Source organism: Paraburkholderia sp. J67 (genome assembly GCF_905220265.1).
Classification (GTDB): domain Bacteria; phylum Pseudomonadota; class Gammaproteobacteria; order Burkholderiales; family Burkholderiaceae; genus Paraburkholderia.
Window position 1 is genome coordinate 14717 of record NZ_CAJMZK010000009.1, and the last position, 22626, is coordinate 37342.

Here is a 22626-nt window from a genome sequence, read left to right on the forward strand (position 1 = left end):
CCATTCTCGACTGCAAGCCAGCTTTGTTATTGAACCGCACGCATCGGCAGCAGCTTGCCCTCCCAGAGCAGCGCCGCGGTCTTGACGATCAGCAGCCCGATCACGCCATTCGAAGCAACGAACAGCAGGAAGGCCAGTTCATGCACCCAGAGCGGGCCGCCGTGCTGGGCGATCAGCATCGCGAGTGTCGGCAAGGCGGCCACGCCGAAGCTGAAGGCCCAGTAAGACGGCGCGAAAGCCTGGGCACGAATCCACGGCAAGAGACGCAGCAGCAACAGCGCCTGATAGAGACCGTAGCCGAGCATCGCGTAAGCAACGATTCCCGCCGCGCCCGTCAGCGACACGTGCATGCTGCTCATGATCGCCATCCACGCGACGCCACCCACCACCGGAGGCGCAAGCTGCACGCCGAAGGTCGGGCGCAGTGCGGGTGCGGTCGGCGCTTCGAGCGCAGCGCGGTTGAGCAGCTTCGATTCGATCGCGAGCCACGACAGCGCACCGCTACCGAAGAACATCACCGCCAGCTCCGGCAGGCCGAAAGTTGCCGCCGTCGCGGCCGCCACGAACCCCGCGGCGACGGTCGGCAGATAGATCGCGGGCGTCACGAGTTCCGCGTTGCGTCCACCTTGCCAGAGCCGCCCGTGCAGCATCACCCCTACGGCGATCTGCCCAATCGCGCCCGCCACGAACAGCGCGAGGCCAAGATCGTGCGACCAGAGCTTGAGCGCCTGCGCGGCGAGCATCGTCGATACCGGACCCAACGCGATAAACGACGACTGCACTTCGTGCTGCCATTCCTTGCGCGCAGCCTCGCGGTGCGCGATCCACTTGTATGCATACATCGCCATCACGACGGCCCACACCACGAGCGCCGCGACCGTGAGCGCCGACCCCGCGTAAGCAGGCACTTCCCACAGCTTTGCCGCAACCCGCCATGCGCCCGCCAGCGCCAGCGTGCCGACCGCGATGCCGAAGAAGCCAGCGGGCATCGGTTCATGTTTTGCCATCCATGCGTTCATGACATCACTCCTGAAATTCGACTGAGACTTGACTGAAACTTGTGGCAGCGCGTGCTGCCGTCGATGGAGTGACTTTAGGCCCGGGCAGGCGCGGCGCGAATGCCAGCCCGTTTCAATGACATGCCCGATCGTCTCATGGGGGGCGAAGTGGGTGCTGATCGTGCCCTGGTCGTGCGTTGCCGGGTTCGTCAGGCACGCAGCCCATCCTCAAGCTCGGCCAGCGCGCCTTCATGAGCTTCGAGCATGCGTCGCACGTCGGTCAGCGCTCGACGCACCTGTGCGCGCAAAGATTTGGGCAACTCCGAGCAAGCTTGCTCGATGTCGCCGCTACGATGTTCGCCAAGCATCGCGAGAAGCACGCAGGCCTGCTGGATATCCTTCTGCGACTTGATCAGCATATTGGTGCGCAGGCGCGAAACGAGGATCTTGTGGATGGCAAAGCGCGCGGGATCCGGCACGCGCACCGGCACGGCCCCATGCCGGGAAATCACGGTACCCATGTAGGACTGCCCGAGCAGGTAAGCGAGATAAGGCATGCCGCTCGCGTGCGCGCCGAGTTCGGGCACGGCCACGATCGGGAACGTATCGTCCTGCGAAGGCACGAGCAGATCGAGATGGAACCGCGTCTTGCCCGCCTGTTTGAACGAGGTGCGTGGATCGCCCCGGTTGAAGGGGGGCACCGGCACGAAGTCGATGCCCGTCTCCCTGAGAATCTCCAACAGCCCGCCCAACGGTACGCTCGGCAGGGCAAGCTGGCGGCCACGCGCGATATCGATATCCTCAGTCTCGTAGGCGATCGCCTTGATCCCCAGACTGTTGAGCAGCACGGCATACGCGTGGGAGCCCACGAGCACCGCGCCCGCCTGAAAAAGCCCGTGGTTATGGAGAACCGCCATCGTCGCGTACGTTTTGTTGTCGGCGATCTGGAAGCCGAGCTTCGCCAGTTCCCGGACGCGGCCGATCAGATCCTTGGTCTGTTCGATCTGCGCTTGTACCTCGGCGACGCGCCCGTCGGCCTCAGGATCGCCTTTTGGCCCCCCCAGACTGAACTGCTGGCGCCTGCCTTCCGCGTCCATGAACTGCCGGTAGTAGTAAAGCGCATTGCCACGGTCGTGCTCGATGATCGTGCCCGGCGCGCCCACCAGCACGCTCGCCTGGCCAGCGGCGCCCTGCTCGATATTCGCGTATTGGGAACAGAACGCCTGCTCATGCCGCGTGTACAGAGGGAAACCTGACATGATACCGATCCATTGCAGTAATTTTTCAAATTTTACTGCAATGGATCTTAAGCCGGATTGCAGTAATTTTTATAAAATTACTGCAATTTCTCGCCACACGGGCCGTCGGGTATCGGGCCTGCCGCGGGCACCTCGTCCGCGCGAATGGTTCGCAACCAAAATCGGCGACAATGCCGCCACAAACCGCCGCGCCACACGAGGCGCCGAGGAGCACAACGATGTCACCCACCCGCGACTACTGGTTCCCCGCCAAACGCTACGGCTGGGGCTGGGGCATGCCGACGCGCTGGCAAGGCTGGCTGGTCCTCCTCGCCTATTTCGTCATGCTGGGCGCAACCATTCACGTTTTCGGGCCGGATCGCCACATGGGCGCGTTCATCCTCGTGGTCACGCTGCTGAGTCTCGTGCTCGTCGGCGTCTGCTGGCTCAAGGGCGAGCCGCCGCGCTGGCGCTGGGGAGACGACTGAAGCGTCCCTCCACCCCACGCGCTCAACCAAACGTGAACGTGTACACCCGCGCGCCCGCATCCAGAAATCGGATCTCGAAAGTCCGGTCGCCGATCGCGCCGTTCTGGCGCACCAGTTGATAGAGGCGTGCGCTCGTCACGACACCCGTGCCATCCGCCGCGACATCGGCGCCGTGCGCGGCTCCCGGCGGCGCGCCGTCGATCGTGATGCGAAAGCGCACCGGCTTGCCATCGGGCGACGGCGCGAGTACGAGATGCAGATCGCGCGCATGGAAGCGGTAGGCGAGCGCGGCATTCGGTGCAGCGGGCACGGCCGATTCCGCACCGATGTTCCAGCGGCCATCGAGCGCCCACGCGTTGAGCGGCAAAGCGCCTGGCAGCGTGTAAGCGGCCGCCGTGTCGGGTTGCGCCGATTGCGGCGACGCAAAGCCCTGCCCCTCGCGATAACCCAGATACGTTTCGCCCGACCGGGCATCGGCAAGATCCGCCGCGGCCTGCGCGCCGCTTGCCTGCACCGACGTCGAAGGATGCGCAGCGGGCGCATGGCCGTTCTCGGCCAGCAGTTGCTGGATCGCCTGCTCGGCCTGACGATAGCCGCCTTCGCCGAAGTGGTGATAACGCACCCGCCCCTGCGCATCGACGATATAGAACGCCGGCCAGTACGCATTCCCGAAGGCATTCCAGATGCGATAGTCGTTATCGAGCGCGACCGGGTAATGGATGTTCAGATCCGCGAGCGCGCGCTTCACGTTGCCCGCATCGTGCTCGAAGGCGAATTCGGGCGTATGCACGCCGACCACCACCAGCCCATCGTTCTGGTAACGCTGCGCCCACGTCTTGAGATACGGCAGCGTACGCAGGCAATTGATGCACGAGTAGGTCCAGAAGTTGACCACGACCACCTTGCCGCGCAGATCTTGCGTCGCGAGCGGCGCCGAGTTCAGCCACGCCGATGCGCCGTCCAGCGCCGGCAACGTGCCCTCCACGGGCAGCGCTGACATTGACGGTGCCGATGCCGAAACCCGCACGATGTGCGCGGCGGGCGCTTCCTGAACGACCCTCTGCGGCACAGCTGGCAACGTCGGGCGGCCGCTCAATGCTTCGGTGAGCCGACTTTCGAGCCCCTGGGTCGGAGAACCTGGCAGATGGACGAGCAAGCGCGTATCGAACCCGGACGCGATCGCGCCGACGGTGACGAGCACGAGCGCTCCCAGCGCGCGGCGCAGATGCTCGCCAAGGCCGAGCGAACGCTTGAGCGCATCCATCGCCCGCTTGCCGAGGCTCGCCACGATCGCGAGCGAACACGCCGCACCCACGGCATAGGCGGCGAGCGCCGCCCAGGTTTGCCAGGTCACACCATGACGCACCGCGCCGGTGAGGATCAAACCGAGAACCGGCCCCGCGCACGGCGCCCAAAGCAAACCGGTCGCTGCGCCGAGCAACAATGCCGAGCCGATTTGTCCCGTCGCGCCTTGCGCACTGGAGCGAGCGACGAAGCGATCGGCAAGACCAGTCAGCGGCTGCGCGAGCCGGGTGGCCAGCGCGGGAAACAGCAGCGCCGCGCCGAAAACCGCGAACAATGCGAGCGCGACATAACGCCCATATTCGCTCAACTGAGCTGCACCTTCGAGGCCCGCCGCGCCCAGACCGGTCAGCAGCGAGAACGTGGCCGCGAGACCGATCAGCAAAGGCAGACGACCGGTGACGAAGGACTGGTCCGAGCGCGCAAATACGAATGGCACAACCGGCAGGATGCAGGGACTGAGGACGGTGAACGCACCGCCGACGAATGCGACGACCAGCAGCAACATGATTCGGTCTCCAGACAGATTCACACAGAAGTCGAGGGGGCGCATTCAGTGCGATTCCAGCGCCCCGGCCATGTGCGGTATTTCAATGCGCCGATGTATCGGGTGAATGTCGAATATCTGCACTGGGCACGTTGCAATGTGTCGCGCGGCGGGCGGGACACAGACGGATACAAAACGGTCTGGAGAGGTGAGGGAAACGGGAACGTAGCCTTGCGAAGCGCTGGCGTTTTGTATCGCCATGTATCCGCCCCGTGGCGCGACACACTACGGTGCACAGGGCACGGTTGCGGGACATGTGCCAGATACGTGCGCGGGGTTCAATGCACACGTATCCCAACCCTTCATGGAGATCCCGTCATGTTCGAACGCCTCAAGATTGCCGCCATCGCCACCGCGTTGGCCGCGACGGCGGCTTATGCTGCCTTCGCCTCCACCGCCAGCCCCGCCGCCACTGAACCGGCCGCCGTGCAAAACGGTGCGCCCGCGCCCGACTTTACCGGCATCAATACGTGGATCAACAGTCCGCCGCTCGATTTGAAACAGCTGCGCGGCAAGGTTGTGCTCGTCGAGTTCTGGACGTTCGACTGCATCAACTGCTCGCATACCGTGCCCTATGTGAAGGAGTGGTATTCGCGCTATCGCGACAAGGGACTCGTGGTGGTCGGCGTGCACACGCCCGAACTTCCGTTCGAACGCAATACCGACAATCTGAAGAAAGCGGTCGCGCGATTCGGTATTCAGTATCCGGTGGCGCAGGACAATTCGTATGCCACGTGGAATGCGTATAACAATCAGTATTGGCCCGCGCTTTATCTGATCGACAAGAATGGCAAGCTTGTCTATAGCCATTTTGGCGAAGGCGATTATGACCAGACCGAACAGACTATTCGCGCTTTGCTGGGTGGGGAGGGGAAGAAGGGGTGAACGAGGTTGGGTGTGGGCCGGATGCGTGGCAAAGAACAAAGCATACCGCCACACCTGGAACGTTACGTATCCAACTGATGCAATCATGACCGACATCTTGATTTGACACTTTTTCACCGAACAAATCGCGACAGCGAAGTAACCTGAGACTCCAAACAACGTTAAAGGTTATCGCTATGGCCGATATGTTTATCAAGATCGTCGGTATCAGTGGTGAGTCGCAGGATGAGGCTCATCGTGGACAAATCGATATTGCAAGTTGGCATTGGAAGATGTCGCAGCAATCTTCAATGATGTCGGGATCAGGCGGCGGCGCAGGCAAAGCAACGGTCAACGATCTTGAATTCGTCCATCAGATCGACCGCGCCAGCCCTAACTTCATGCGCTACTGCCTGACAGGTCGCCATATTCCCGAGGTGATCCTCTACGCACGCAAGGCTGGCGGCACACCGCTTGAATTCCTGAGAATTACAATGGGCGATGTGGTTATTACCGGTCTTGAACCAAGCGGTGCGATGGATAAATATTGGGAGCACGTAACGCTCTCATTTTCGCGCGTCAAGATGGAATATGTCGTGCAAGGTCAGCAAGGGACGAGTAATGGCACCGTGACGGCCTCGTTCGATATCAAGGAAAACATCGACCGATAACATGTCAAAGTTCAATAACGTAGCGCTCGGAATAGGGATCTGCTTTATGTTGGCAGGTTCTTATTCGACCTACGATACGCTGAAATTCCTTGGCTCTTCGTTGACCTCTGAGGGCATCGTCGTCAAGACGCCTTTCGGCCCACATCATCCAGAAATTGCATTCACTGCTCAAAGCGGTGAGCAAATCAAGTTCTCAGGTAATGGCCTTATCACTCTGAATGTTGGTGATCGCGTAAGCGTTCGATATATCCATGACGCCCCTCGATCAAGCGCGCAAGTCGATAAATTCTGGAGTATTTGGGACGGTTCCGTCACATATTGGGGAATGGCTGCTCTTTGGACGATTGCGGGTCTTCGCAATATACCCTTCAAAGGCCGGAGACTAAAAAAATGATCCTGGATCTACGAAAAAGCAGTTGGACATTTGATACAAGCTCAGGAGGCGGCACAGGTTTCGGCGCACTCCTCATGTCCGGTGGATTGATCGTCCTGGACGACCCCGAAGGCAATCGGCAGAAGTTTAAATATGGTGGTCTGGGCATGGGGCTATCAGTCCCGCTTCCGAAATTGCTTCATCGGAAACTAACGCTGCCGAAGATCACTTTCAGAGGACAGGAAATTGCGGGAACCGGATCGACAACAGACTTCCCAAGTCAGGGCGTTATCTACGAAACGGCAGCATGTCACGGTGGCCTGACACCTCGGAAACTCGACGGCGGAGTCATTTATTTCGACGGTAGCGCCGGTTTGCTTTATGGTAAGGGCGTAACCGTCATGCTCTGCGGCATAGACCCTGAACTGCTGGAAATAGGGATTATGATGCGGCCCGTTATGACGCTCGCCGTCAATACGGCCTCTGCCGTGATCGTCTTTCGAGGCGTAAATGAAGGGTTGCAGGAAGGCTTAAGCGGTGGCCTTATGCTGGGACAAATGCAATGGCAAGGCATATACGAAGAAATCACCACGCCATAAACACAGGAAACGCGGGCAGGGTCCCCCCCTGCCCGCCCCCCTCATCACAAATGCGTCACCTGCAAGATCGCTTCGGCGAACGCCTTCGGCGCTTCCTGTGGCAGGTTATGCCCAATCCCCCCAGTCAGATTCCGGTGCAGATACTTGCCCGTAAACTTCTTCGCATACGCGGCCGGTTCCGGATGCGGCGCGCCATTCGCATCGCCTTCCATCGTGATCGTCGGCACGGAAATCGTCGGCCCGGCGGCCAGGCGCTGCTCGATGGCATCGAGTCGCGATTCCCCCTGCACGAGCCCCAGCCGCCAGCGGTAGTTATGAATCACCACCGCCACATGATCCGGATTCTGGAACGACGCAGCAGTCCGCTCATAAGTCGCATCGTCGAAACTCCACTTCGGCGAGGCCAGTTGCCAGATCAGCTTATTGAACGCATCGCGATTCGCCGCATAGCCTTGCGCGCCACGCTCGGTCGAGAAATAGAATTGATACCACCACTGGAATTCGGCCTTCGGCGGCAGCGGATTCTTGTTCGCCGCCTGACTACCGATCAGATAACCGCTCACCGAGACAAGCCCCTTCACCCGCTCGGGCCACAGCGCCGCGATGCAGTCCGCCGTGCGGCCACCCCAGTCATACCCGCCGAGAATCGCCTGATCGATCTTCAGCGCATCCATGAAGGCGACGATATCGACAGCGGTCACCGCTTGCTGCCCATTGCGCGGCGTATCGGCAGATAGAAAACGCGTGGAGCCATAGCCACGCAGATACGGCACGATCACGCGATAGCCGGCCGCCGCGAGCATCGGCGCAACTTCGACGAAGCTATGGATGTCGTACGGCCAGCCGTGCAGCAGCAACACAGGTTGCCCGTTCTTCGGCCCGGCTTCCGCATAGCCCACATTCAGCAGGCCCGCGTCGATCTGCTGGATCGGGCCAAACGATGCGCCGCTGCCCGTGCGCGTGTTCGACGTGGCGCCGTCCGTGGACTGCGCGTGGGCCAGACTGCTCAGGCCCAGGTCCGCGAGGCTCAGGCTCGCCAACGTAGTGCCGAGGATCCGACGACGCCGGACATTGACGGGATCTGACATGACGCTTTTCTCCTTGTTGATCGTCCAGAATGGGCCGCCGTCGGGATGACCCGGCCTCGAAAAAGATCGCCGCCTGGTGGCTTCCATGGCGGCAAGACAACTGCGAATTCACGCTTCAGCGCTTTTATAGCGGAAGCAGGCAAACGCTTTGTATCCCAATGTGTCTGCCCACCCTACGTACACAAGACGAATCAAAATCGCGCCCTGTACGGTTCAAGCAGCGCGTTCAGGCACGCGGCTCGACCGGCGATGCAGGCACGCCACGCGCCTCGATATCGCGGCCGGCGAGCAGGCAGAGATCCTCGCGATGATGGGCCGCGACGATCTGCACGCCCACCGGTACGCCATTCACCAGCCCGGTCGTGACGGCAAGGCCAGGCAGGCCCATCGCGGGCAGCGCGCGCAGCGTGAGTTGCGCCTCCCAGACGCGGTCGAAACCTTCCTTGCCCTGCATGTCGAGATCGCTCGCAAACGGCAGTTCGCTCGACACCGGCATGAGCACCACGGCGTACTGATCGAGGAACAGGCGCCACTGGCGCGTGAGCGTCGTGCGCCGCACGAGCGACTGGCTGATGACGTCGGCGGGCAGGCCGCGCACTTTCTCACGCGCCGCCGCGATTACGGCCGCAGCACCCGGATCGCCGTCTTTCTCCACCGCGCTCGCGAGCGCGTCGAAACCATCGCCTAGCCACAGGCGCTCCTGTAGCTGGGCGGCTTCGCGGATCGACGGCACGTCGTCGATTTCCTCGACTTCCCAGCCCGCGTCGCGCAGGCGGTTGGCGGCGTCGCGCAATGCGTCTTCCACTTCCTTGACAGTGGCAAGGCCGCCCGGCCGCACGCACAGCGCCGCGCGGCGCGGCACCTCGCGTCCTTCCACCGGCAGTGCGACATACCAGGGGTCGCGCAGATCCGGCGCGGCCAGCGCCACGAGTCCAAGACGCAGATCTTCGATGGTGCGGCCCATTGGCCCCGCCGCCGACATCAGTTGCGCGCCGATCGCGCGTTCCGGCGATGACGCATTGAAGGCCGGCACGCGGCCCAGCGTCGGGCGCAGGCCGTGGATGCCGCACGCGTAGGCGGGATAGCGCACCGAGCCGCCGATATCCGTGCCCAGCGCCAGTTGGCCGATGCCCGCCGCGACAGCGGCCGCCCCGCCGCCGCTCGAACCGCCCGGCGTAAGCGACGGATCGCGCGGATTGAGCGTGCGGCCGTGCACCTGGTTCGAGGTGAACCAGCGCAGTGCGAAGGTGGGGGAATTCGTGCGTCCGAGCAGGACCGCGCCCGCGCGCACGAGGTTGTCCACGGCCGGGCTGTTGCTTTGGGCGATCAGGTTTTCCTGGGCGCGCAGGCCGTTGGTGGTGGCGAAACCGGCCTGATCGACGTTGATCTTGGTCGTGACGGGCACGCCCGCGAGCGGGCCGGGATTGTCACCGCGCGCGATCGCCTGGTCGACCGCGTCGGCCTGTTGCAGGACGGCCTCGGGATCGACAGCCACGACGGCATTGATGATGGGGTTCACCGCATCGAGTCGCGCGAGCGCCGATTGCGCCGCTTCGCGCGCGCTGACTTCGCGCGATTTGATGTGTTTTGCCAGTTCCGCAGCCGTCAATTGCCAAAGTTCAGACATGGTTCCTCCGTGATGAATGGATGGATGCGATTGAAGCAGCCGCATGTATCTGGATTGTGTCCAGCGCGTGGCGGGCTTCAGCGCTCGCGCCCCGCACAGGACTCGCGGCTCGATTTGTTTCTCTATGTATCTGCGCTTCGCCCAGATACAGGGAATTGCAATAAGGCCAGTTGGCGAAACACGCCAGATACGTCCGCTGGCTTTAATACGTCAACGCCGCAGATCTGCTGAAAACCGCGATCCCACGGGGATCAAGCAAGGATCAACCGGTCGTCTTCTTCCTCATCTACCGCATCAAGGAGAACATCATGCAAGTTTCGAAAATCGCTCTGGTCTTTGCCGCAGGTGCTGCCCTCGTTGCCGCTTCCGCATCGTTCGCCGCCGTGCCGGCCTCGGCCGCTTCCGCGTCGGCCACCGCCGTGCAAACGCAAGCGCAGTCATGGACGCCGGCGCATCAGGACGCGAACGCGAAGATCACCCGCGCCCAGGTACGTCAGGAACTCGTGGACGCCGAGCACAACGGCCAACTGGACGCGCTGCGCAACCTCTATCGCGGCAGCTGATCGCACCAATAGCACAGATAGCACCACGCAGATTCGCTAATCAACCCGCATAAGCCTCGTTCACGCCATCATTAATCTACAAGGAAATCATCATGAGCCACGCTGAAAAAGTCCTGTACACCGGCAAGACCCACACCACCGGCGGCCGCGACGGCGCCGCCCGCAGCGACGATGGTCGCCTCGACGTCAAGCTCGCGCCGCCGGGATCGAGCGCGCCGGGCACCAACCCGGAGCAGATGTTCGGCGCGGGCTGGTCGGCCTGTTTCATCGGTGCGATGGGACTGGCGGCGGGACGCCTGAAGGTCGCGCTGCCGCGCGATACGGCAGTCGATGCGGAAATCGATCTGGTGATGCGCGACGAGGCCTACTTGCTGAGCGCACGCCTGCGCGTGAGCCTGCCGGGCGTGGAGCGCGAAGTGGCCCATCGCCTCATTGAACTCGCGCATCAGACCTGTCCGTACTCGAAGGCCACGCGCGGCAACATCGACGTGGAAATCACGCTGGCCGATGCCTGAAATCGGCGTATGACGCGGGCCCGTTAATCGTATGGAATCCGTATCGATTGACGGGCTACGCTGCGCAGCGCGCATCCGCTGTTTCAGGGCGTTGTGGACGTAGTGGCTTGGAGCGCTCCAACCCGCGCTGCCGCGCCATGCCGATCATCTAACGCCCCGCCCCGGCCGCCACCCCACTTCACGCAGCGCATCGACAAGTCGGGCCGCGCCCAACGCTTCCACTTTCGCGCCGCGCGAGGCCACATCGCGCCCGGCCACGAGCGCGTTGACGATGGCCTCCTCGACGGCCTCCGCCGCCGCCGCGAACAACGCGGAGATATGGTCGTTGTTGACCATCTTCACGTCGCTCGTGGGTGCGCCCTTGCGGCCATAGTTCGCCGTGGGCAAACCGTGGTTGCCCGTTGCGAAGGCGAGGAAGATATCGCCGCTCGAATCCTCAGTGCCGCCGCCCACGCGCGCGAGCCCCACACTTGCGCGCTGCGCGAGACGCGTGCATTGATGCGGCAGCAAGGGCGCGTCGGTCGCCAGCGTGACGACGATCGAGCCCATACCCGGCTCGCCTTTCGCTTCGGCCTCGCGAAATGGCGAGTGAACATGCCCTAGCACCTCGCCCACGGGATAGCCCGCCACACGCAACATCTCGCGCACGCCGTAGTTCGCCTGCACCAGCGCGCCCACGGTCCAGCCGCCCGCCTGCACGTCCAGCACGCGCGACGCGGTGCCAATGCCACCCTTGAACTCGTGGCAAATCATGCCCGTGCCGCCCCCCACACCGCCTTCCTCGACCGGCCCGCTGCGCGCCGCCGCGAGCGCCTCGTGCACGTGCGCGGCGCTCACGTGCTGCCCCCAGATATCGTTGAGCAGGCCGTCGTAGGTTTCCATCACGACCGGCATGCACCAGTAGACCCGCTCGCGCGCGGCCTCGCGTTCGGTGGCGATCAGCGTGTCGCGCACCGTGCCCACGCTATGGGTGTTCGTATAGGCGATCGGCGTGGTCAGCAGACCCGCCTCGCGAATCCACTCAAGGCCCGTGGCGTCGCCATTGCCGTTGAGCACGTGCACGCCCGCGAAACAGGGATCGTCGTGCGCCGCGCCCTCGCGCGGCTCGATGACGGTCACGCCAGTGCGAACCGATGCGTCGCCCGCATCAGCCACGATCGTGCAGTGGCCGACCCGTACGCCCGGTACGTCCGTGATCGCGTTGAAGCGGCCCGGCTTGCCGAGTCCGATGCGAATGCCGAGATCCCTCGTGCGCATAGTGACTACCCTCCTTTATTGCAGTGTGTCTCGAAGCGATGTTCTAGAAGCGATGTTTTCAAAGCGCGCGGAACGTCTCGCTGCGCCGCGCGCAGGCCATATACATCGCCAGCGCAATGACCAGCAGCGCGCCGATGATGTAAAGATCGGCCGGCTTGGTCGCCGTGGCGAGCGTCGTATAGAGCGTATACCCCGCGCCCGCGACTGCGACGAGCGGCGTGATCGGCCACAAAGGCATGCGATAGTGGTGCTCCACATCGCGGCGCACGAGGCGGCTAGCAAGTGCGGCCAGACCCACGACGAGGTACACGAGCAGCAGCAGATCCACGGTGAAGGCGGTCAACTCATCGAGACTCGACACGAACACGAGCCCCGCCGACGGCACCGCGAGCGCGAGCGTTGCGAGCCACGGCGAATCGAAGCGCGGGTGAATCGTCGAAAACGCACGGTTGCAGGCGCGCGGCCAGAGCGCGTGACGACCGCTGCTATAGAGCAGGCGTCCCATCGTGATGACGATGGCGATGATCGCGTTGAACACAGACAGAAAGATGCCGCCGCTCACCACGCGCGAGAGCGTCGGATTGCCGAGTTCCCGCACGACATAGCCGATCGGATCGGCGCTCTTCGACAGTTCGGCGAGCGAAGGTGCGCCCAGCACGATCGCGATGAGCGGCACGAGTTCGACCACGAGAATCACGAACAGCGAATAGATCACCGCCTTGGCGACATTGCGATTGCCGCCGCGCAGGTCTTCGGCGAGAAAGACCGCTGAGCCGAAGCCGTTGTAGCAGAAGATCGCCGTGCCGATGGCCGGAACGATCGCGGCGGCCGTAGCCGGAATCAACGCGCCGCCGCTCGCGACGACCGGATGCATGAGCGCAGCAGCCCCACGATGCGGGGCGCTGAAACCCAGGCCCGCGATCAGCATCAGCACGCCGATCTCGACCACCAGAAACGCGCCCGTGATCCACGCGTTGGTCTTGATGTTGAGCATGCCCAGCACGTAGCTGAGCAGGACGATGGTGAGCGCGACGGACTGGTTGCTGAACTGCGTGCCCAGCGCGTTGTTGAGGTAAGGCGCCGCGCCGCTCGCGAGCACCGCCGGAATGAACACGCTCACCGCCAGCACGGTGATGAAGGTCAGGTAGCCGGGCAGCGTGCCGAACACGCGTTTGGCCATCACATATTCACCGCCCGCGCTGCGGTGCGCAGCGCTCAATTCGGCGTAGCAGAGCGCGAACGCGAAAGCGAGCACGCCGCCCAGCAGGAACGACAGCACCGAGCCGCTGCCCGCCTGCTGGATCGCGAACGGCGCGATCACGAAGATCGAACTCGCGGGCGTGACGCCCGAGACCGTAATCATCACCGCGTCGCGCACGCTCAAGGTCTGCGTGAGCGTGCGCCTCGTTTCACCGGCCTGGCCTGCCTCGGCTCCGCCCGCTGCGGACGACGATTTCATCGTGCCCGTCGATTCCGACATCATCTCCATCTTGCTCTCCTATCCTATGCCGCGCTTTTTTGAACGCCCATACTCGGGGCCACAGATTGCGTTGCAGTCTAGGAAGCCAATTTCCGGGCCGCTATTCCCATTTTGGGTTACGCCCTTCTGGTGGTGACACGCAGGATATGGATCGACTCTTTTCTGAAATTGCCATGCATCAGGCGCTGGGCCGCACGCTCGACCATCTCGGTCAGCCGCGTTTCTGGCGCTTTCTGGTGCTGTTGCTCAACGAGATGGTGCCGTTCGACAACGCGCTCGCCACGGCGATTAGCGCCGATGGCGTGCCCATCGTCCTCGACGAGTACGACACGGGCGGCAGCGACGCGCCTTCGCCCGTGCCGCTCTACCTCAACGGCCTGTATCTGCTCGATCCCTTCCTGCAGGCTGCGAACGACGGCCTGGCGGATGGCTGCTACCGGCTCGAAGAAGTCGCGCCCGACCTGTTCCGGCAGAGCGAATATTTTCTGAGCTATTTCCGCGATGCGGTGGGTGAGGACGAGATCCAGTTGCTCGTGCGGCCCCAGCCGGACGTGCTGCTCTCGCTATCGCTGGGCGCGGCAACGCGTTTCGATGTCGAACCGCTCGGCAAGCTCATGGCGGCGTTGCCGTGGGTGCTTGCGGCAATTCGCCAGCACTGGCGGCTGACCGGCGACACGGCGCGCATCGAGCCGGGCGCGGCGGACCTGGGCGCGCGCGTAGAGGGCGCGCTGGCGCGCTTCGGCGCGGGTTTGCTGACCGAGCGCGAGATGGCGATCGCGCGTATGGTGCTGCGCGGCAATTCCTCGAAGGCGATCGCCGAGCGCCTCGCCATTTCGCCGGAGACGGTGAAGGTGCATCGCCGCCACCTCTACACCAAGCTAGGGGTTTCTACGCAGCCGGAATTGTTCTCGCGCTTTATCGAGGCGCTGGGCGACGACGATGGGGCTTAGCGAGGCTCAATGACTTACTGCTGCGCATCGAGCAGATACGCGTCGTAGACCACCGCGTTGCCCAGTCTCATCGCATAACCCACGGCCATCGCACGATTGAGCCACGCATATTTCTTCGACGATGTTTCGAAGTTCATGTAGAGCCGGAAGTAATACTTCGCCGGATCGACCGGCTTACCCTGGGCAACCTCGGTCATGACATCGGCGGGGCCGTAGCGCATGCCGCGCGTCTGTAGATAGACATATTCGCCGTCGTCCATTTTCAGCAGGTAGCGCGTGTCGATCATCGCCACGCCATCCTTGGTCACGACCTGCCAGTCCGCGCCGTTATTCAGGATCTCGCCCTTCACGAGCGGGCCATCGACGCGTCCGCCAGTGATCGGGATGATGCGGCGCTTGCCCGCATCAGTGGTCGCGCCAAGCTCCCAGATCGGCGCGGTGAGATCGACGCTGAAGCGGCCCATATAGGTCAGTTGCGGTCTGGGCGGAGCGAAGGTCGCGGCGGGACTGTCCACATCCGCGGCGAACGATGGCCCCACGCAAAACGTCATGAATGCTGAGGCAAACAGGCGACGGAACAGGCGTGTCATTCGGTATCCTCTTTAATCTTTCAAATCGTCTCGACCACGTGATGCGGCAACGGCGCAACACAGCCTGCCTCGACCAGCGCAAGCCGATGCGCGAACGCCGCAAGCGGATAGTCGAAGAAAAAGCGCGCAGTCTCGCACTTTTGCGTATAGAACACGTCACCAGTTGCAACCCGCGGCGCCGACGACGCAAGCCGCCACGTGCGCGCCCACGCGAACGCGAGCAGCAGCCAGCCGATCAGCGCGAGATAATCGTCCGCAACGCGCACGGCCGCTTCGGTATCCTTAGCGTGGCGTTGTGCGATACGCTGCGTCACGCGTTCCACATCGACCGCCAGCGCTTCTAGCCGAACACCGCCCGCTTCCGCCGCGCACAGCCGCGCTTCGGCGCGCACATGGTCGAGCAGGACGTTCAGCGCGGCACCTTCGTCGGCCAGCACCTTGCGGATCAGCAGGTCAATCGCCTGAATCTCGTTCGTGCCTTCGTAGAGCATGCTCACACGACTGTCGCGCAGCGTCTGCTCGATGCCGTATTCGTGGATGTAGCCGTAGCCGCCGAACACCTGGAGCGCATTCGACGCCGCCGCAAAACCATTCGCCGTGAAAAACGCCTTCGCGACGGGCGTGAGCAGTGAAGCCAGTCGCTGCGCCTCATGACGCGCAGCGGGATCGGCATGATGCGCGGCGATGTCGAGCCAGTGCGCGATCCAGTAGCCAATCGCGCGTTCGCCTTCCACGATCGCCCGCAGCTCCATGAGGATGCGCCGCATGGCCGGATGAAACGCGATGGGCGCCGGGCGCTGCGGGTCGTGATCCACGTACTGGGGTGCGCTTGCGGCGCGCATCTGCACGCGTTCCTGCGCATAACTCGATGCGCGCTGCCAGGCGCTGTGCGCGTGGCCCACGCCCTGCATCGCGACTTGCAGGCGCGCCGCGTTCATCATCACGAACAGACAGGCTAAACCGCGATGCTTTTCGCCCACGAGCCAGCCCTGCGCATGCTCGAAGCGCAGCGTGCAGGTCGGGCTCGCCTTGAGGCCCATTTTCTTTTCGATGCCTTCGCAATGAACGCCGTTACGGTTACGCACGCCATCGCTTTCCAGCCACGCAGGCACGACGAACAAGGACAATCCTTTGGTGCCCGCCGGTGCGTCAGGCAGGCGCGCGAGCACGAGATGCACGATGTTGTCGGTGAGGTCGTGCGTGCCGCCGGTGATAAAGAGCTTCGTGCCGTCGATCCGATAGATTTCGTTACCGGAATCTGGCACGGCGCGTGTGCGCAGCAGGGCAAGATCGCTGCCCGCTTGCGGCTCGGTGAGACACATCGTCGTGAGCCACTCGCCGCTCGCGACCTTCGGCAGCCACTCGCGTTTTGTGCGCGCGCAGCCGTGGGCCGCAAGGCAAGCTGTCGCGCCGTGCGTGAGCCCCGGCGACATCAGCCACGCGTGGTTCGCGCCCGCCAGCATTTCCTGCAAGGCCACATCGAGCAGTTGCGGCAGCCCCTGTCCGCCGCTTTCGGCGTCGAGCGCGAGCGTGGGCCAGCCGGCTTCCACATACTCGGCGTACGACTCGCGAAAGCCTGCGGGCATCGTCACTTCGCCGTTCTCGAAACGGCAACCTTCGCTGTCGCCGCTCGCATTGAGCGGGGCGATACGCGCCTGAACGAAGCGCGCCGCTTCTTCGAGCACCTGTTGCGCGGTCTGCGCGTCCAGGTCGGCCCATGCGGGCACGTCGCGCCACCATGCGGCGGCGTCGAGCCATTCGTCGATCACGAAGCGCATGTCGCGCAACGGGGCCTGATACGTCGATGTCATGAGACTGTTTCCTGCGATGGAATGCGTGCGTGCGCGAGCCGCGCGTTAGCGCTTGTAGGCCTGCAAGCCGGGCTTGATGCTCTTGTCGTCGAGGAACTGTTTGAGGCCCTGCTCGCGGCCGCCTTCGGGATCGCGATGGCTAGCCTGATCGAGCTTGGCGTAGAGATAATCTTCGTTCTGCTCCCACGTGAGTTCACGCGAGCGCTTGAAACCATGCTTCGCATTCCGAAGTACGACCGGGTTCTTGTCGAGCAACTTTGCCGCCAGCGCCAGCGTTTCTTCGCGCAACTGCGCACGCGGCACGCTCTTGTTGACGAGGCCCATTTTCGTGGCCTGCGGGCCCGTGAACGTGTCACCCGTCATGATGTAGTAGAGCGCCTCGCGATGACCGACCGTATCCGCCATCGCCTTGCTCACGAGATTGCCCGGCGGAATGCCCCAGTTGATCTCGGAGAGGCCGAATACGGCTTCATCGGCGGCAATCGCCAGATCGCAGGCCACCAGCGGCGAGAAGCCACCGCCGAAGCACCAGCCGTTGACCATCGCGATGGTCGGCTTCGAATACATGCGCAGCAGTTGCCATTGCCAGCGGCTCGCGTCGCGGCGAATGCGCTCCTGCTGGACGTCGGGGCCCGCGTCGACTTCGCGGAAGTATTCCTTGAGATCCATACCGGCCGTCCACGCGTCGCCCTCGCCGGTCAGTACGAGCACCTGGGCTTCGGGATCGAGTTCGATGGTTTCGAGCACATCGATCATCTCCTTGTTGAGCGTCGGGCTCATGGCATTGCGCTTCTCGGCGCGATTGAACGCCACCCACGCAATGCCGCCCTGCACCGTGACCTTGACCGTTTTCCAGCGACCTTCGTAGCTCATCGTCTCTCTCCGTGGACAGTGCCGCATGCGCGGCCTGAATTCAATTTACTATCAGGCTACCTGATATGTAAAGGAGAATATGACCAGGTCGGTACAAACCCTGAAGCAGGCAGCGAGCAGGGAAAAGGCCCATGCCGGACGACATGGAAGCGAACTGGGAGCGAAAACGACAACGCGGCGTAGTACGCCGCGTCGCAAGGTGATAAGTGAGACGTTTGAGCTTATTGCAACGACACGCCATCGAAGCGATGACTGCCCAGCGGCGAAAACACCAGCCCCTGGACGCGGTTCGACACCGGCAGCGAGACGATCGAATGCGCGATGGGCGTGAACGGCACCTGTTGCTTGAAGATGACCTGGGCCTGCTCATAGAGCGTGGTGCGCTCCTGCACGTTGGCGTCGGCGCGCGCCTTGTCGATCAGCGCATTGAACGCCGGATCGCACCATTTGGACACGTTGCTGCCATGCACGGCATCGCAACCCAGCAGCGCGCCCAGCCAGTTGTCGGGGTCGCCGTTATCGCCCGACCAGCCATAAAGCAGCGCGTCGTGCTCGCCGCCCTGCTTCGCGCGGCGATTGTATTCGGCCCACTCATAGCTCACGATCTTCGCGCGCACGCCGATCTTCGCCCAGTCCTGCTGAATCAGTTGCGCCATGAGTTGCGCGTTCGGATTGTAGGGACGCTGCACCGGAATGGCCCAGAGCGTGATGTCGAAGCCGTTCGCCAGACCCGCCTGCGCGAGCAGGGCGCGCGCTTTCGCCGGATCGAACGGCGCGTCCTTGAGGCTCTTGTTGTACGACCATTGCGAAGGCGGCATCGGATTGGCCGCGATCTTCGCGTTGCCCGCAAACACGGCCTGAATGATGGCGGGTTTGTCGATCGCCATATCGAGCGCGCGGCGCACTTCCACGCGATCGAGCGGCGCATGTTGCGTGTTATAGGCCACGAAGCCGACGTTGAAACCCACGCCCGAAACGAGCTTCAGCGACGGATTGCGTTTAACCACCTCCAGATCGGCCGGACGCGGAAATACCGACACCTGGCACTCGCCACTCACGAGCTTCTGGATACGCACAGCGGGATCGGTGTTGATCGAGAAAATCAGATGCGCAAGCTTCACGTCTTGCGGCCGCCAGTAATCGGGATTGGCGTCGTAGCGAATCAGTGCGTCCTTCTGGTACGAACGCAGCAGGAATGGCCCCGTGCCCACCGGCAACTGATTGATGTCGGCTTCGCGGTGCGCGGCGCTGAGCTGCGCCGCGTATTCGGCCGAGAGAATCGAGGCGAAGCTCATCGCCAGATTGCGCACGAAAATCACGTCGGGCGTCTTGAGGTCGAAGCGCAGCGTGTAGTCGTCGAGCTTTTCGATGCGCGCGATGTTCTTGTCGAAACCCAGGTCGCTGAAATAGGGGAAGCTCGTCGGATACGCCTTTCGGAACGGCTGCTGCGCGTCGAGCATGCGATTGAACGTGAAGAGCACGTCGTCGGCATTGAACTCGCGCGTCGGGTGGAACCAGGCCGTAGTCTGGAATTTCACGCCGTGTCGCAGATGGAACGTGTAGACACGCTGATCGGGCGAGCTGTCCCAACTGGTGGCGAGCCCGGGTTCGAGGTCGAGCGTGCCGTTGTGGAACTGCACGAGTTCGTTGTAGATCGTGTCGGTGCTGGCGTCGAAATCGGTGCTCGTGGTGTGCTGGCCGGGATCGAAACCGGCGGGGCTGCCTTCACTGCAAAACACCAGAGTGCCTTTCGGCTCGGCATGCGCGAGTAGCGGCAGCGTGGAAAATGCCGCCGCGAGTGCGAGAGAACGCGTGATTGTGCGGGCAACGCGCTGCGCGCGACCGCCCCCTGCTCGTGAAAATCGGAATGACATGGCGATGTCCGGATGGGTGCGTGACCAGCGGGATTCAGCAGTCTTTGCTGCGATAGCCGCACGATTTTGCGCATCCGGCTCATCTGGCACCACCAATTTATCCGCACAACAATAGCTGCCGGGCTGCTAAGACGAACGCGCTGGTACATCGGCGCTGCCGACGGCAAGCACCTGCCGCAACAAGCCGACCAACTATTGCCTTCGGCCGCCGAGCCCCGCCCTGCAGGCCCGGCACGCTATCTGGCCCGAATAACCGGCAAAGGGCGCGACCGGTTATAAGCTTATTAGTGGTTAACCCTTGTATTCCAGGAAGAGAGGCCTATAATAGGGAAAACCCCTAGGGAATTGCCCTAACTAATCGAGGACATCATGGCTGCGCTGATCGCTGCACTTTCGTCTAACGTGAATGAAGCCTTTGAGGCGCTCGGCCGTCTCGGCATGAAGGCGCTCAATCGCCATCTGGAATACTGCGAACTGCTCGCAGAAGCCCAGCGCCGCTACTAAGCGGCCCGCGGACGAAAGCAGTCCGCCCTTGTCAGTACATCTGCTGTAGCGTCACCGCACGCCGGAAGCATCGAGCTTCTGGCGTTTGCGTTTGTGGACCGCGCAGAGCGTCTTGTAACGCGCCGGCTGGTCGCACCCGATCCGGTGCGCCACGCCCGCACGCGCCTCCATCCTCGCTGCCCCGCTCACGGGCACGCCGTCTGCTGTATCAGTGCCATCACAACGAGTGTGAGTGGCCCTGAACCATGGACGACTTTTTCAACCGGCTCTTCCATTTGCAGCCGTCGCTGCTTGCGACGGTCACGCACGACGTTCTCCATCTGATCGTCGCGGTCCTGATCGTCGCGATCGGCTGGTGGATCTCGAACCGCATCGCCCAGCTTTTCGCCAATATGCTCGCCCGCTCGCACGCGGACCCGACGCTCGCGCCCATGCTCGCGGGCATCGGCGCGTGGGCCGTGCGCGTGATCGCGATCGTCGCGGCGCTGAGCGAAGTCGGCATTGCCACCGCCAGCGTGCTGGCCGCACTGGGCGCCGCCGGTCTTGCGATCGGTCTCGCGCTGCAAGGTACGCTGCAGAACATTGCAGCCGGCATCATGTTGCTGATGCTGCGGCCGTTTCGCGCGGGCGACGTAATCGAAGGCAGCGGCGCGGCCGCCGGCATCGTGCGCGAGGTGGGCCTCTTCACGACGCGCATCGAGCGCAACGACGGCAACGACGTGTTCGTGCCGAACAGCCAGATCTGGAGCAATCCCGTCATCAACTACAGCAGCGGCGGCACGCAACATGTCGACGTGAAGATCGATCTCGCGCGTCGCGATCAGGTCGGGGCCGCCATCGACGAACTCAAGAAGTTGGTCGCCGACGAACCGCGCGTGCTGGCCGGCACCACGCTTGCGCCGACCGTCGCCGTGGACAGCTATCCGTCGAAGGGCGGTGCGCGGCTGCGTATCGGCGCGTGGGTGCGCCATGCCGATGCCGCCTATGCCGCCGACGATCTGCGCGGCCTCGCGCGTGACGCGCTGGCGTCGGCGGGGCTCGCGGTCGCGGGCATGCCGCTCGCGCAGCACGAAGACGACGAGGCGAATGCCGCGCTGTCTCATTCGTAACGTGACCTGCGCAACAGGATCTGCACGACGAGGAAGTAGCGACGATATCAGCGTCGCGCGCCCTTGACGCGCGACCCCGCTGCCAGGCAGCGTATTTCGCGGGAGGATGGCCATGTCGATGCAAGCAAAGCTCGACCGCTGGCGCAATGTGTCGCGGTTCCTCATGGCCCGGATGACGGACTACGGCGAATTGTTCACGATCGAGATGGCCGAGACCCGCGCGCGCGTGATGCGCGAAATGCTCGCGCTGGTGGCGCTCGCGGTCACCCTGCTCTTTACGCTGTCGTTCTTCTGTTTTGCGCTGATGGCGTCGGCATGGAACACGCCGTACTTTCTGGGCGTGGTCTGGGGCATTGCGGCGGCGTGGCTCGTTCTCTCGTTCGCAGCGCTGCTGATGTTGCGCGCGCAACGACCGACGCAATCGTTCGGGCTACTGCGCGACGAATTGCGGGCCGATCTGGAAACGCTCAAGGAGGCGCTCAAATGAACCGCCGAACCCGCCTGCGTCGCGCGCGCGAAGCCGCCGTGCTCACCCGCATGGAGCTCACGCGCACGCAATTGCTCATTGCCAATATTGGTCTGCGGCTGGGTCAGTATCCCGTCGGGCCGCGTGACAACGCCCTGACGCTCGCGAATCTCGGTCACGCGCTGGCCGCCGCGCCACGTGTCACGTTGCTCGGATCGGCGGTGCTGGGCACGCTGGTGTTCGGACCCAAACGCGTTGTACCGCTCATGGCGCGCACGGGGTGGCTGGGCTGGATCGCGCACAATCTGCGCACCCATGCGGCACATTGAGCGAGGTCTGCGCGGAAGGCAGACGCCAGTGGTGTAGCATGCCTTGAAGCGGGCGAAGTCCCCGGCCCGCTTCAGGAGAACACCCGATGCCAACCGACTGGAAGCGCCGTATCCGCCTGTTCGTGCAGCGTTTCTGGCAGCCCACCAGCGCCTGCATGACCTGCATGCCCGGGAGCTGGGGCAACATCATGAGCCTCGCGCACTGGGCTTTGGCGTTCAAGACCGGCATCTTCACCGGCCTGCTCGCCGTGCTGCTGACCTTCACGCCCGCCGCAAAGCTCTACTCGAACCGCTATGGCAACGCGCTCGTCATGGGCGTATTGACGGCCATCGGCGACGCCTACTCCCACCCCAGTCACTACACCTTCCCCGAAGCGATCCTCACCGGCGCGATGTCGGGACTGATCACGCTCGCCGCGTCGTTCATCTTCGAGGACCGCGCGCGCCGCCTGCGCGCTTTATGGGCGCGCCTCGTCGGACAGACGGCGCACCACTGAGCCCGCCTTGCCG

Annotated in this window: 24 protein-coding genes; 13 read left to right on the plus strand and 11 right to left on the minus strand. The window is 63.3% G+C overall.

Going from position 1 to position 22626, the window contains the following annotated elements:
* Positions 1-26: 26 nt before the first annotated feature.
* Together tehA and U5782_RS18160 are read right to left on the minus strand one after the other, a co-directional pair.
* Positions 27-1019, minus strand: coding sequence for a dicarboxylate transporter/tellurite-resistance protein TehA (gene tehA / locus U5782_RS18155; protein ID WP_322045249.1), 993 nt, complete (start codon positions 1017-1019; stop codon positions 27-29).
* Positions 1020-1207: 188 nt separating this feature from the next.
* A complete protein-coding gene (locus U5782_RS18160; protein WP_322045250.1) occupies positions 1208-2257 on the minus strand; it encodes a GSU2403 family nucleotidyltransferase fold protein in 1050 nt (349 codons plus the stop codon).
* A 218-nt stretch (positions 2258-2475) separates the two neighbouring features.
* Between U5782_RS18160 and U5782_RS18165 the strand changes: the two genes are divergently transcribed.
* Complete coding sequence (locus tag U5782_RS18165) at positions 2476-2724, plus strand: hypothetical protein (protein WP_322045251.1); 249 nt, start codon at positions 2476-2478, stop codon at positions 2722-2724.
* Between the two features lie 22 nt (positions 2725-2746).
* On the opposite strand, the gene U5782_RS18170 is transcribed toward U5782_RS18165, so the two are convergent.
* Positions 2747-4534: a cytochrome c biogenesis protein DipZ gene (locus U5782_RS18170; RefSeq protein WP_322045252.1), complete on the minus strand. Its 1788-nt coding sequence runs from the start codon at positions 4532-4534 to the stop codon at positions 2747-2749.
* 357 nt (positions 4535-4891) lie between these two features.
* On the opposite strand from U5782_RS18170, the gene U5782_RS18175 reads away from it, so the two are divergent.
* The 4 genes from U5782_RS18175 (at position 4892) to U5782_RS18190 (ending at position 7080) form a co-directional block, all read left to right on the plus strand.
* A complete protein-coding gene (locus U5782_RS18175; protein WP_322045253.1) occupies positions 4892-5458 on the plus strand; it encodes a thioredoxin family protein in 567 nt (188 codons plus the stop codon).
* Positions 5459-5634: 176 nt separating this feature from the next.
* Positions 5635-6108 carry a type VI secretion system tube protein Hcp gene (locus tag U5782_RS18180; protein ID WP_322045254.1) on the plus strand — a complete coding sequence of 158 codons (474 nt, stop codon included), beginning with the start codon at positions 5635-5637 and terminating at the stop codon, positions 6106-6108.
* A gap of 1 nt (position 6109) precedes the next feature.
* Positions 6110-6502, plus strand: coding sequence for a DUF3592 domain-containing protein (locus U5782_RS18185; RefSeq protein ID WP_322045255.1), 393 nt, complete (start codon positions 6110-6112; stop codon positions 6500-6502).
* Entirely contained in the window at positions 6499-7080 is a 582-nt protein-coding gene (locus U5782_RS18190; protein WP_322045256.1) for a hypothetical protein, read from the plus strand. Before U5782_RS18185 ends, U5782_RS18190 begins: the two co-directional genes overlap by 4 nt.
* Before the next feature lie 44 nt (positions 7081-7124).
* Here the strand turns inward: U5782_RS18190 and U5782_RS18195 are convergent, their stop codons facing one another.
* Both U5782_RS18195 and U5782_RS18200 read right to left on the minus strand, forming a co-directional pair.
* On the minus strand, positions 7125-8168 hold the full coding sequence (locus U5782_RS18195; protein ID WP_322045257.1) for an alpha/beta hydrolase: 1044 nt from the start codon (positions 8166-8168) through the stop codon (positions 7125-7127).
* 226 nt (positions 8169-8394) lie between these two features.
* Complete coding sequence (locus tag U5782_RS18200; RefSeq protein WP_322045258.1) at positions 8395-9795, minus strand: amidase family protein; 1401 nt, start codon at positions 9793-9795, stop codon at positions 8395-8397.
* Between the two features lie 308 nt (positions 9796-10103).
* On the opposite strand from U5782_RS18200, the gene U5782_RS18205 reads away from it, so the two are divergent.
* Positions 10104-10358, plus strand: coding sequence for a DUF4148 domain-containing protein (locus U5782_RS18205; protein WP_322045259.1), 255 nt, complete (start codon positions 10104-10106; stop codon positions 10356-10358).
* A 92-nt stretch (positions 10359-10450) separates the two neighbouring features.
* Positions 10451-10873, plus strand: coding sequence for an organic hydroperoxide resistance protein (locus tag U5782_RS18210; RefSeq protein ID WP_322045260.1), 423 nt, complete (start codon positions 10451-10453; stop codon positions 10871-10873).
* A gap of 144 nt (positions 10874-11017) precedes the next feature.
* Here the strand turns inward: U5782_RS18210 and U5782_RS18215 are convergent, their stop codons facing one another.
* Positions 11018-12130 carry a P1 family peptidase gene (locus U5782_RS18215; protein WP_322045261.1) on the minus strand — a complete coding sequence of 371 codons (1113 nt, stop codon included), beginning with the start codon at positions 12128-12130 and terminating at the stop codon, positions 11018-11020.
* Positions 12131-12188: 58 nt separating this feature from the next.
* Positions 12189-13619, minus strand: coding sequence for an APC family permease (locus tag U5782_RS18220; RefSeq protein ID WP_322045262.1), 1431 nt, complete (start codon positions 13617-13619; stop codon positions 12189-12191).
* 137 nt (positions 13620-13756) lie between these two features.
* Between U5782_RS18220 and U5782_RS18225 the strand changes: the two genes are divergently transcribed.
* Positions 13757-14560 carry a helix-turn-helix transcriptional regulator gene (locus U5782_RS18225; RefSeq protein WP_322045263.1) on the plus strand — a complete coding sequence of 268 codons (804 nt, stop codon included), beginning with the start codon at positions 13757-13759 and terminating at the stop codon, positions 14558-14560.
* Between the two features lie 14 nt (positions 14561-14574).
* Here the strand turns inward: U5782_RS18225 and U5782_RS18230 are convergent, their stop codons facing one another.
* The 4 genes from U5782_RS18230 to U5782_RS18245 form a co-directional block, all read right to left on the minus strand.
* Positions 14575-15150: a DUF3237 domain-containing protein gene (locus U5782_RS18230; RefSeq protein WP_322045264.1), complete on the minus strand. Its 576-nt coding sequence runs from the start codon at positions 15148-15150 to the stop codon at positions 14575-14577.
* 20 nt (positions 15151-15170) lie between these two features.
* Positions 15171-16961 carry an acyl-CoA dehydrogenase family protein gene (locus tag U5782_RS18235; protein WP_322045265.1) on the minus strand — a complete coding sequence of 597 codons (1791 nt, stop codon included), beginning with the start codon at positions 16959-16961 and terminating at the stop codon, positions 15171-15173.
* Positions 16962-17006: 45 nt separating this feature from the next.
* The gene (locus tag U5782_RS18240) at positions 17007-17834 is read right to left on the minus strand and encodes a p-hydroxycinnamoyl CoA hydratase/lyase (protein WP_322045266.1); all 828 of its coding nucleotides are present in this window, start codon (positions 17832-17834) and stop codon (positions 17007-17009) included.
* Between the two features lie 221 nt (positions 17835-18055).
* Positions 18056-19708 (minus strand): ABC transporter substrate-binding protein, encoded by a 1653-nt coding sequence (locus tag U5782_RS18245; RefSeq protein WP_322045267.1) that lies wholly within the window; start codon positions 19706-19708, stop codon positions 18056-18058.
* A gap of 369 nt (positions 19709-20077) precedes the next feature.
* Here U5782_RS18245 and U5782_RS18250 point away from each other — a divergent pair, with 369 nt between their 5' ends.
* The 5 genes from U5782_RS18250 (at position 20078) to U5782_RS18270 (ending at position 22613) form a co-directional block, all read left to right on the plus strand.
* On the plus strand, positions 20078-20212 hold the full coding sequence (locus tag U5782_RS18250; protein WP_322045268.1) for a hypothetical protein: 135 nt from the start codon (positions 20078-20080) through the stop codon (positions 20210-20212).
* Positions 20213-20457: 245 nt separating this feature from the next.
* A complete protein-coding gene (locus U5782_RS18255) occupies positions 20458-21321 on the plus strand; it encodes a mechanosensitive ion channel family protein (RefSeq protein ID WP_322045269.1) in 864 nt (287 codons plus the stop codon).
* 112 nt (positions 21322-21433) lie between these two features.
* Positions 21434-21808, plus strand: a complete 375-nt coding sequence (locus U5782_RS18260) for a phage holin family protein (protein ID WP_322045270.1) — start codon at positions 21434-21436, stop codon at positions 21806-21808.
* On the plus strand, positions 21805-22116 hold the full coding sequence (locus tag U5782_RS18265; protein ID WP_322045271.1) for a hypothetical protein: 312 nt from the start codon (positions 21805-21807) through the stop codon (positions 22114-22116). The genes U5782_RS18260 and U5782_RS18265 overlap by 4 nt, the downstream gene beginning before the upstream one ends.
* A gap of 86 nt (positions 22117-22202) precedes the next feature.
* Positions 22203-22613 (plus strand): hypothetical protein, encoded by a 411-nt coding sequence (locus U5782_RS18270; protein ID WP_322045272.1) that lies wholly within the window; start codon positions 22203-22205, stop codon positions 22611-22613.
* Positions 22614-22626: the final 13 nt, after the last annotated feature.

Bases quoted from the DNA above. Each gene is read 5' to 3' on its own strand.
- U5782_RS18225 (WP_322045263.1), top strand. From the start codon at position 13,757: ATGGATCGACTCTTTTCTGAAATTGCCATGCATCAGGCGCTGGGCCGC.
- U5782_RS18265 (WP_322045271.1), top strand. From the start codon at position 21,805: ATGAACCGCCGAACCCGCCTGCGTCGCGCGCGCGAAGCCGCCGTGCTC.
- U5782_RS18190 (WP_322045256.1), top strand. From the start codon at position 6,499: ATGATCCTGGATCTACGAAAAAGCAGTTGGACATTTGATACAAGCTCA.
- U5782_RS18245 (WP_322045267.1), bottom strand. From the start codon at position 19,708: ATGTCATTCCGATTTTCACGAGCAGGGGGCGGTCGCGCGCAGCGCGTT.
- U5782_RS18220 (WP_322045262.1), bottom strand. From the start codon at position 13,619: ATGGAGATGATGTCGGAATCGACGGGCACGATGAAATCGTCGTCCGCA.
- U5782_RS18170 (WP_322045252.1), bottom strand. From the start codon at position 4,534: ATGTTGCTGCTGGTCGTCGCATTCGTCGGCGGTGCGTTCACCGTCCTC.
- U5782_RS18160 (WP_322045250.1), bottom strand. From the start codon at position 2,257: ATGTCAGGTTTCCCTCTGTACACGCGGCATGAGCAGGCGTTCTGTTCC.
- U5782_RS18185 (WP_322045255.1), top strand. From the start codon at position 6,110: ATGTCAAAGTTCAATAACGTAGCGCTCGGAATAGGGATCTGCTTTATG.
- U5782_RS18210 (WP_322045260.1), top strand. From the start codon at position 10,451: ATGAGCCACGCTGAAAAAGTCCTGTACACCGGCAAGACCCACACCACC.
- U5782_RS18270 (WP_322045272.1), top strand. From the start codon at position 22,203: ATGCCAACCGACTGGAAGCGCCGTATCCGCCTGTTCGTGCAGCGTTTC.
- U5782_RS18240 (WP_322045266.1), bottom strand. From the start codon at position 17,834: ATGAGCTACGAAGGTCGCTGGAAAACGGTCAAGGTCACGGTGCAGGGC.
- U5782_RS18250 (WP_322045268.1), top strand. From the start codon at position 20,078: ATGGCTGCGCTGATCGCTGCACTTTCGTCTAACGTGAATGAAGCCTTT.
- U5782_RS18215 (WP_322045261.1), bottom strand. From the start codon at position 12,130: ATGCGCACGAGGGATCTCGGCATTCGCATCGGACTCGGCAAGCCGGGC.
- U5782_RS18165 (WP_322045251.1), top strand. From the start codon at position 2,476: ATGTCACCCACCCGCGACTACTGGTTCCCCGCCAAACGCTACGGCTGG.
- U5782_RS18195 (WP_322045257.1), bottom strand. From the start codon at position 8,168: ATGTCAGATCCCGTCAATGTCCGGCGTCGTCGGATCCTCGGCACTACG.
- U5782_RS18180 (WP_322045254.1), top strand. From the start codon at position 5,635: ATGGCCGATATGTTTATCAAGATCGTCGGTATCAGTGGTGAGTCGCAG.
- tehA (WP_322045249.1), bottom strand. From the start codon at position 1,019: ATGAACGCATGGATGGCAAAACATGAACCGATGCCCGCTGGCTTCTTC.
- U5782_RS18200 (WP_322045258.1), bottom strand. From the start codon at position 9,795: ATGTCTGAACTTTGGCAATTGACGGCTGCGGAACTGGCAAAACACATC.
- U5782_RS18235 (WP_322045265.1), bottom strand. From the start codon at position 16,961: ATGACATCGACGTATCAGGCCCCGTTGCGCGACATGCGCTTCGTGATC.
- U5782_RS18230 (WP_322045264.1), bottom strand. From the start codon at position 15,150: ATGACACGCCTGTTCCGTCGCCTGTTTGCCTCAGCATTCATGACGTTT.
- U5782_RS18260 (WP_322045270.1), top strand. From the start codon at position 21,434: ATGTCGATGCAAGCAAAGCTCGACCGCTGGCGCAATGTGTCGCGGTTC.
- U5782_RS18205 (WP_322045259.1), top strand. From the start codon at position 10,104: ATGCAAGTTTCGAAAATCGCTCTGGTCTTTGCCGCAGGTGCTGCCCTC.
- U5782_RS18175 (WP_322045253.1), top strand. From the start codon at position 4,892: ATGTTCGAACGCCTCAAGATTGCCGCCATCGCCACCGCGTTGGCCGCG.
- U5782_RS18255 (WP_322045269.1), top strand. From the start codon at position 20,458: ATGGACGACTTTTTCAACCGGCTCTTCCATTTGCAGCCGTCGCTGCTT.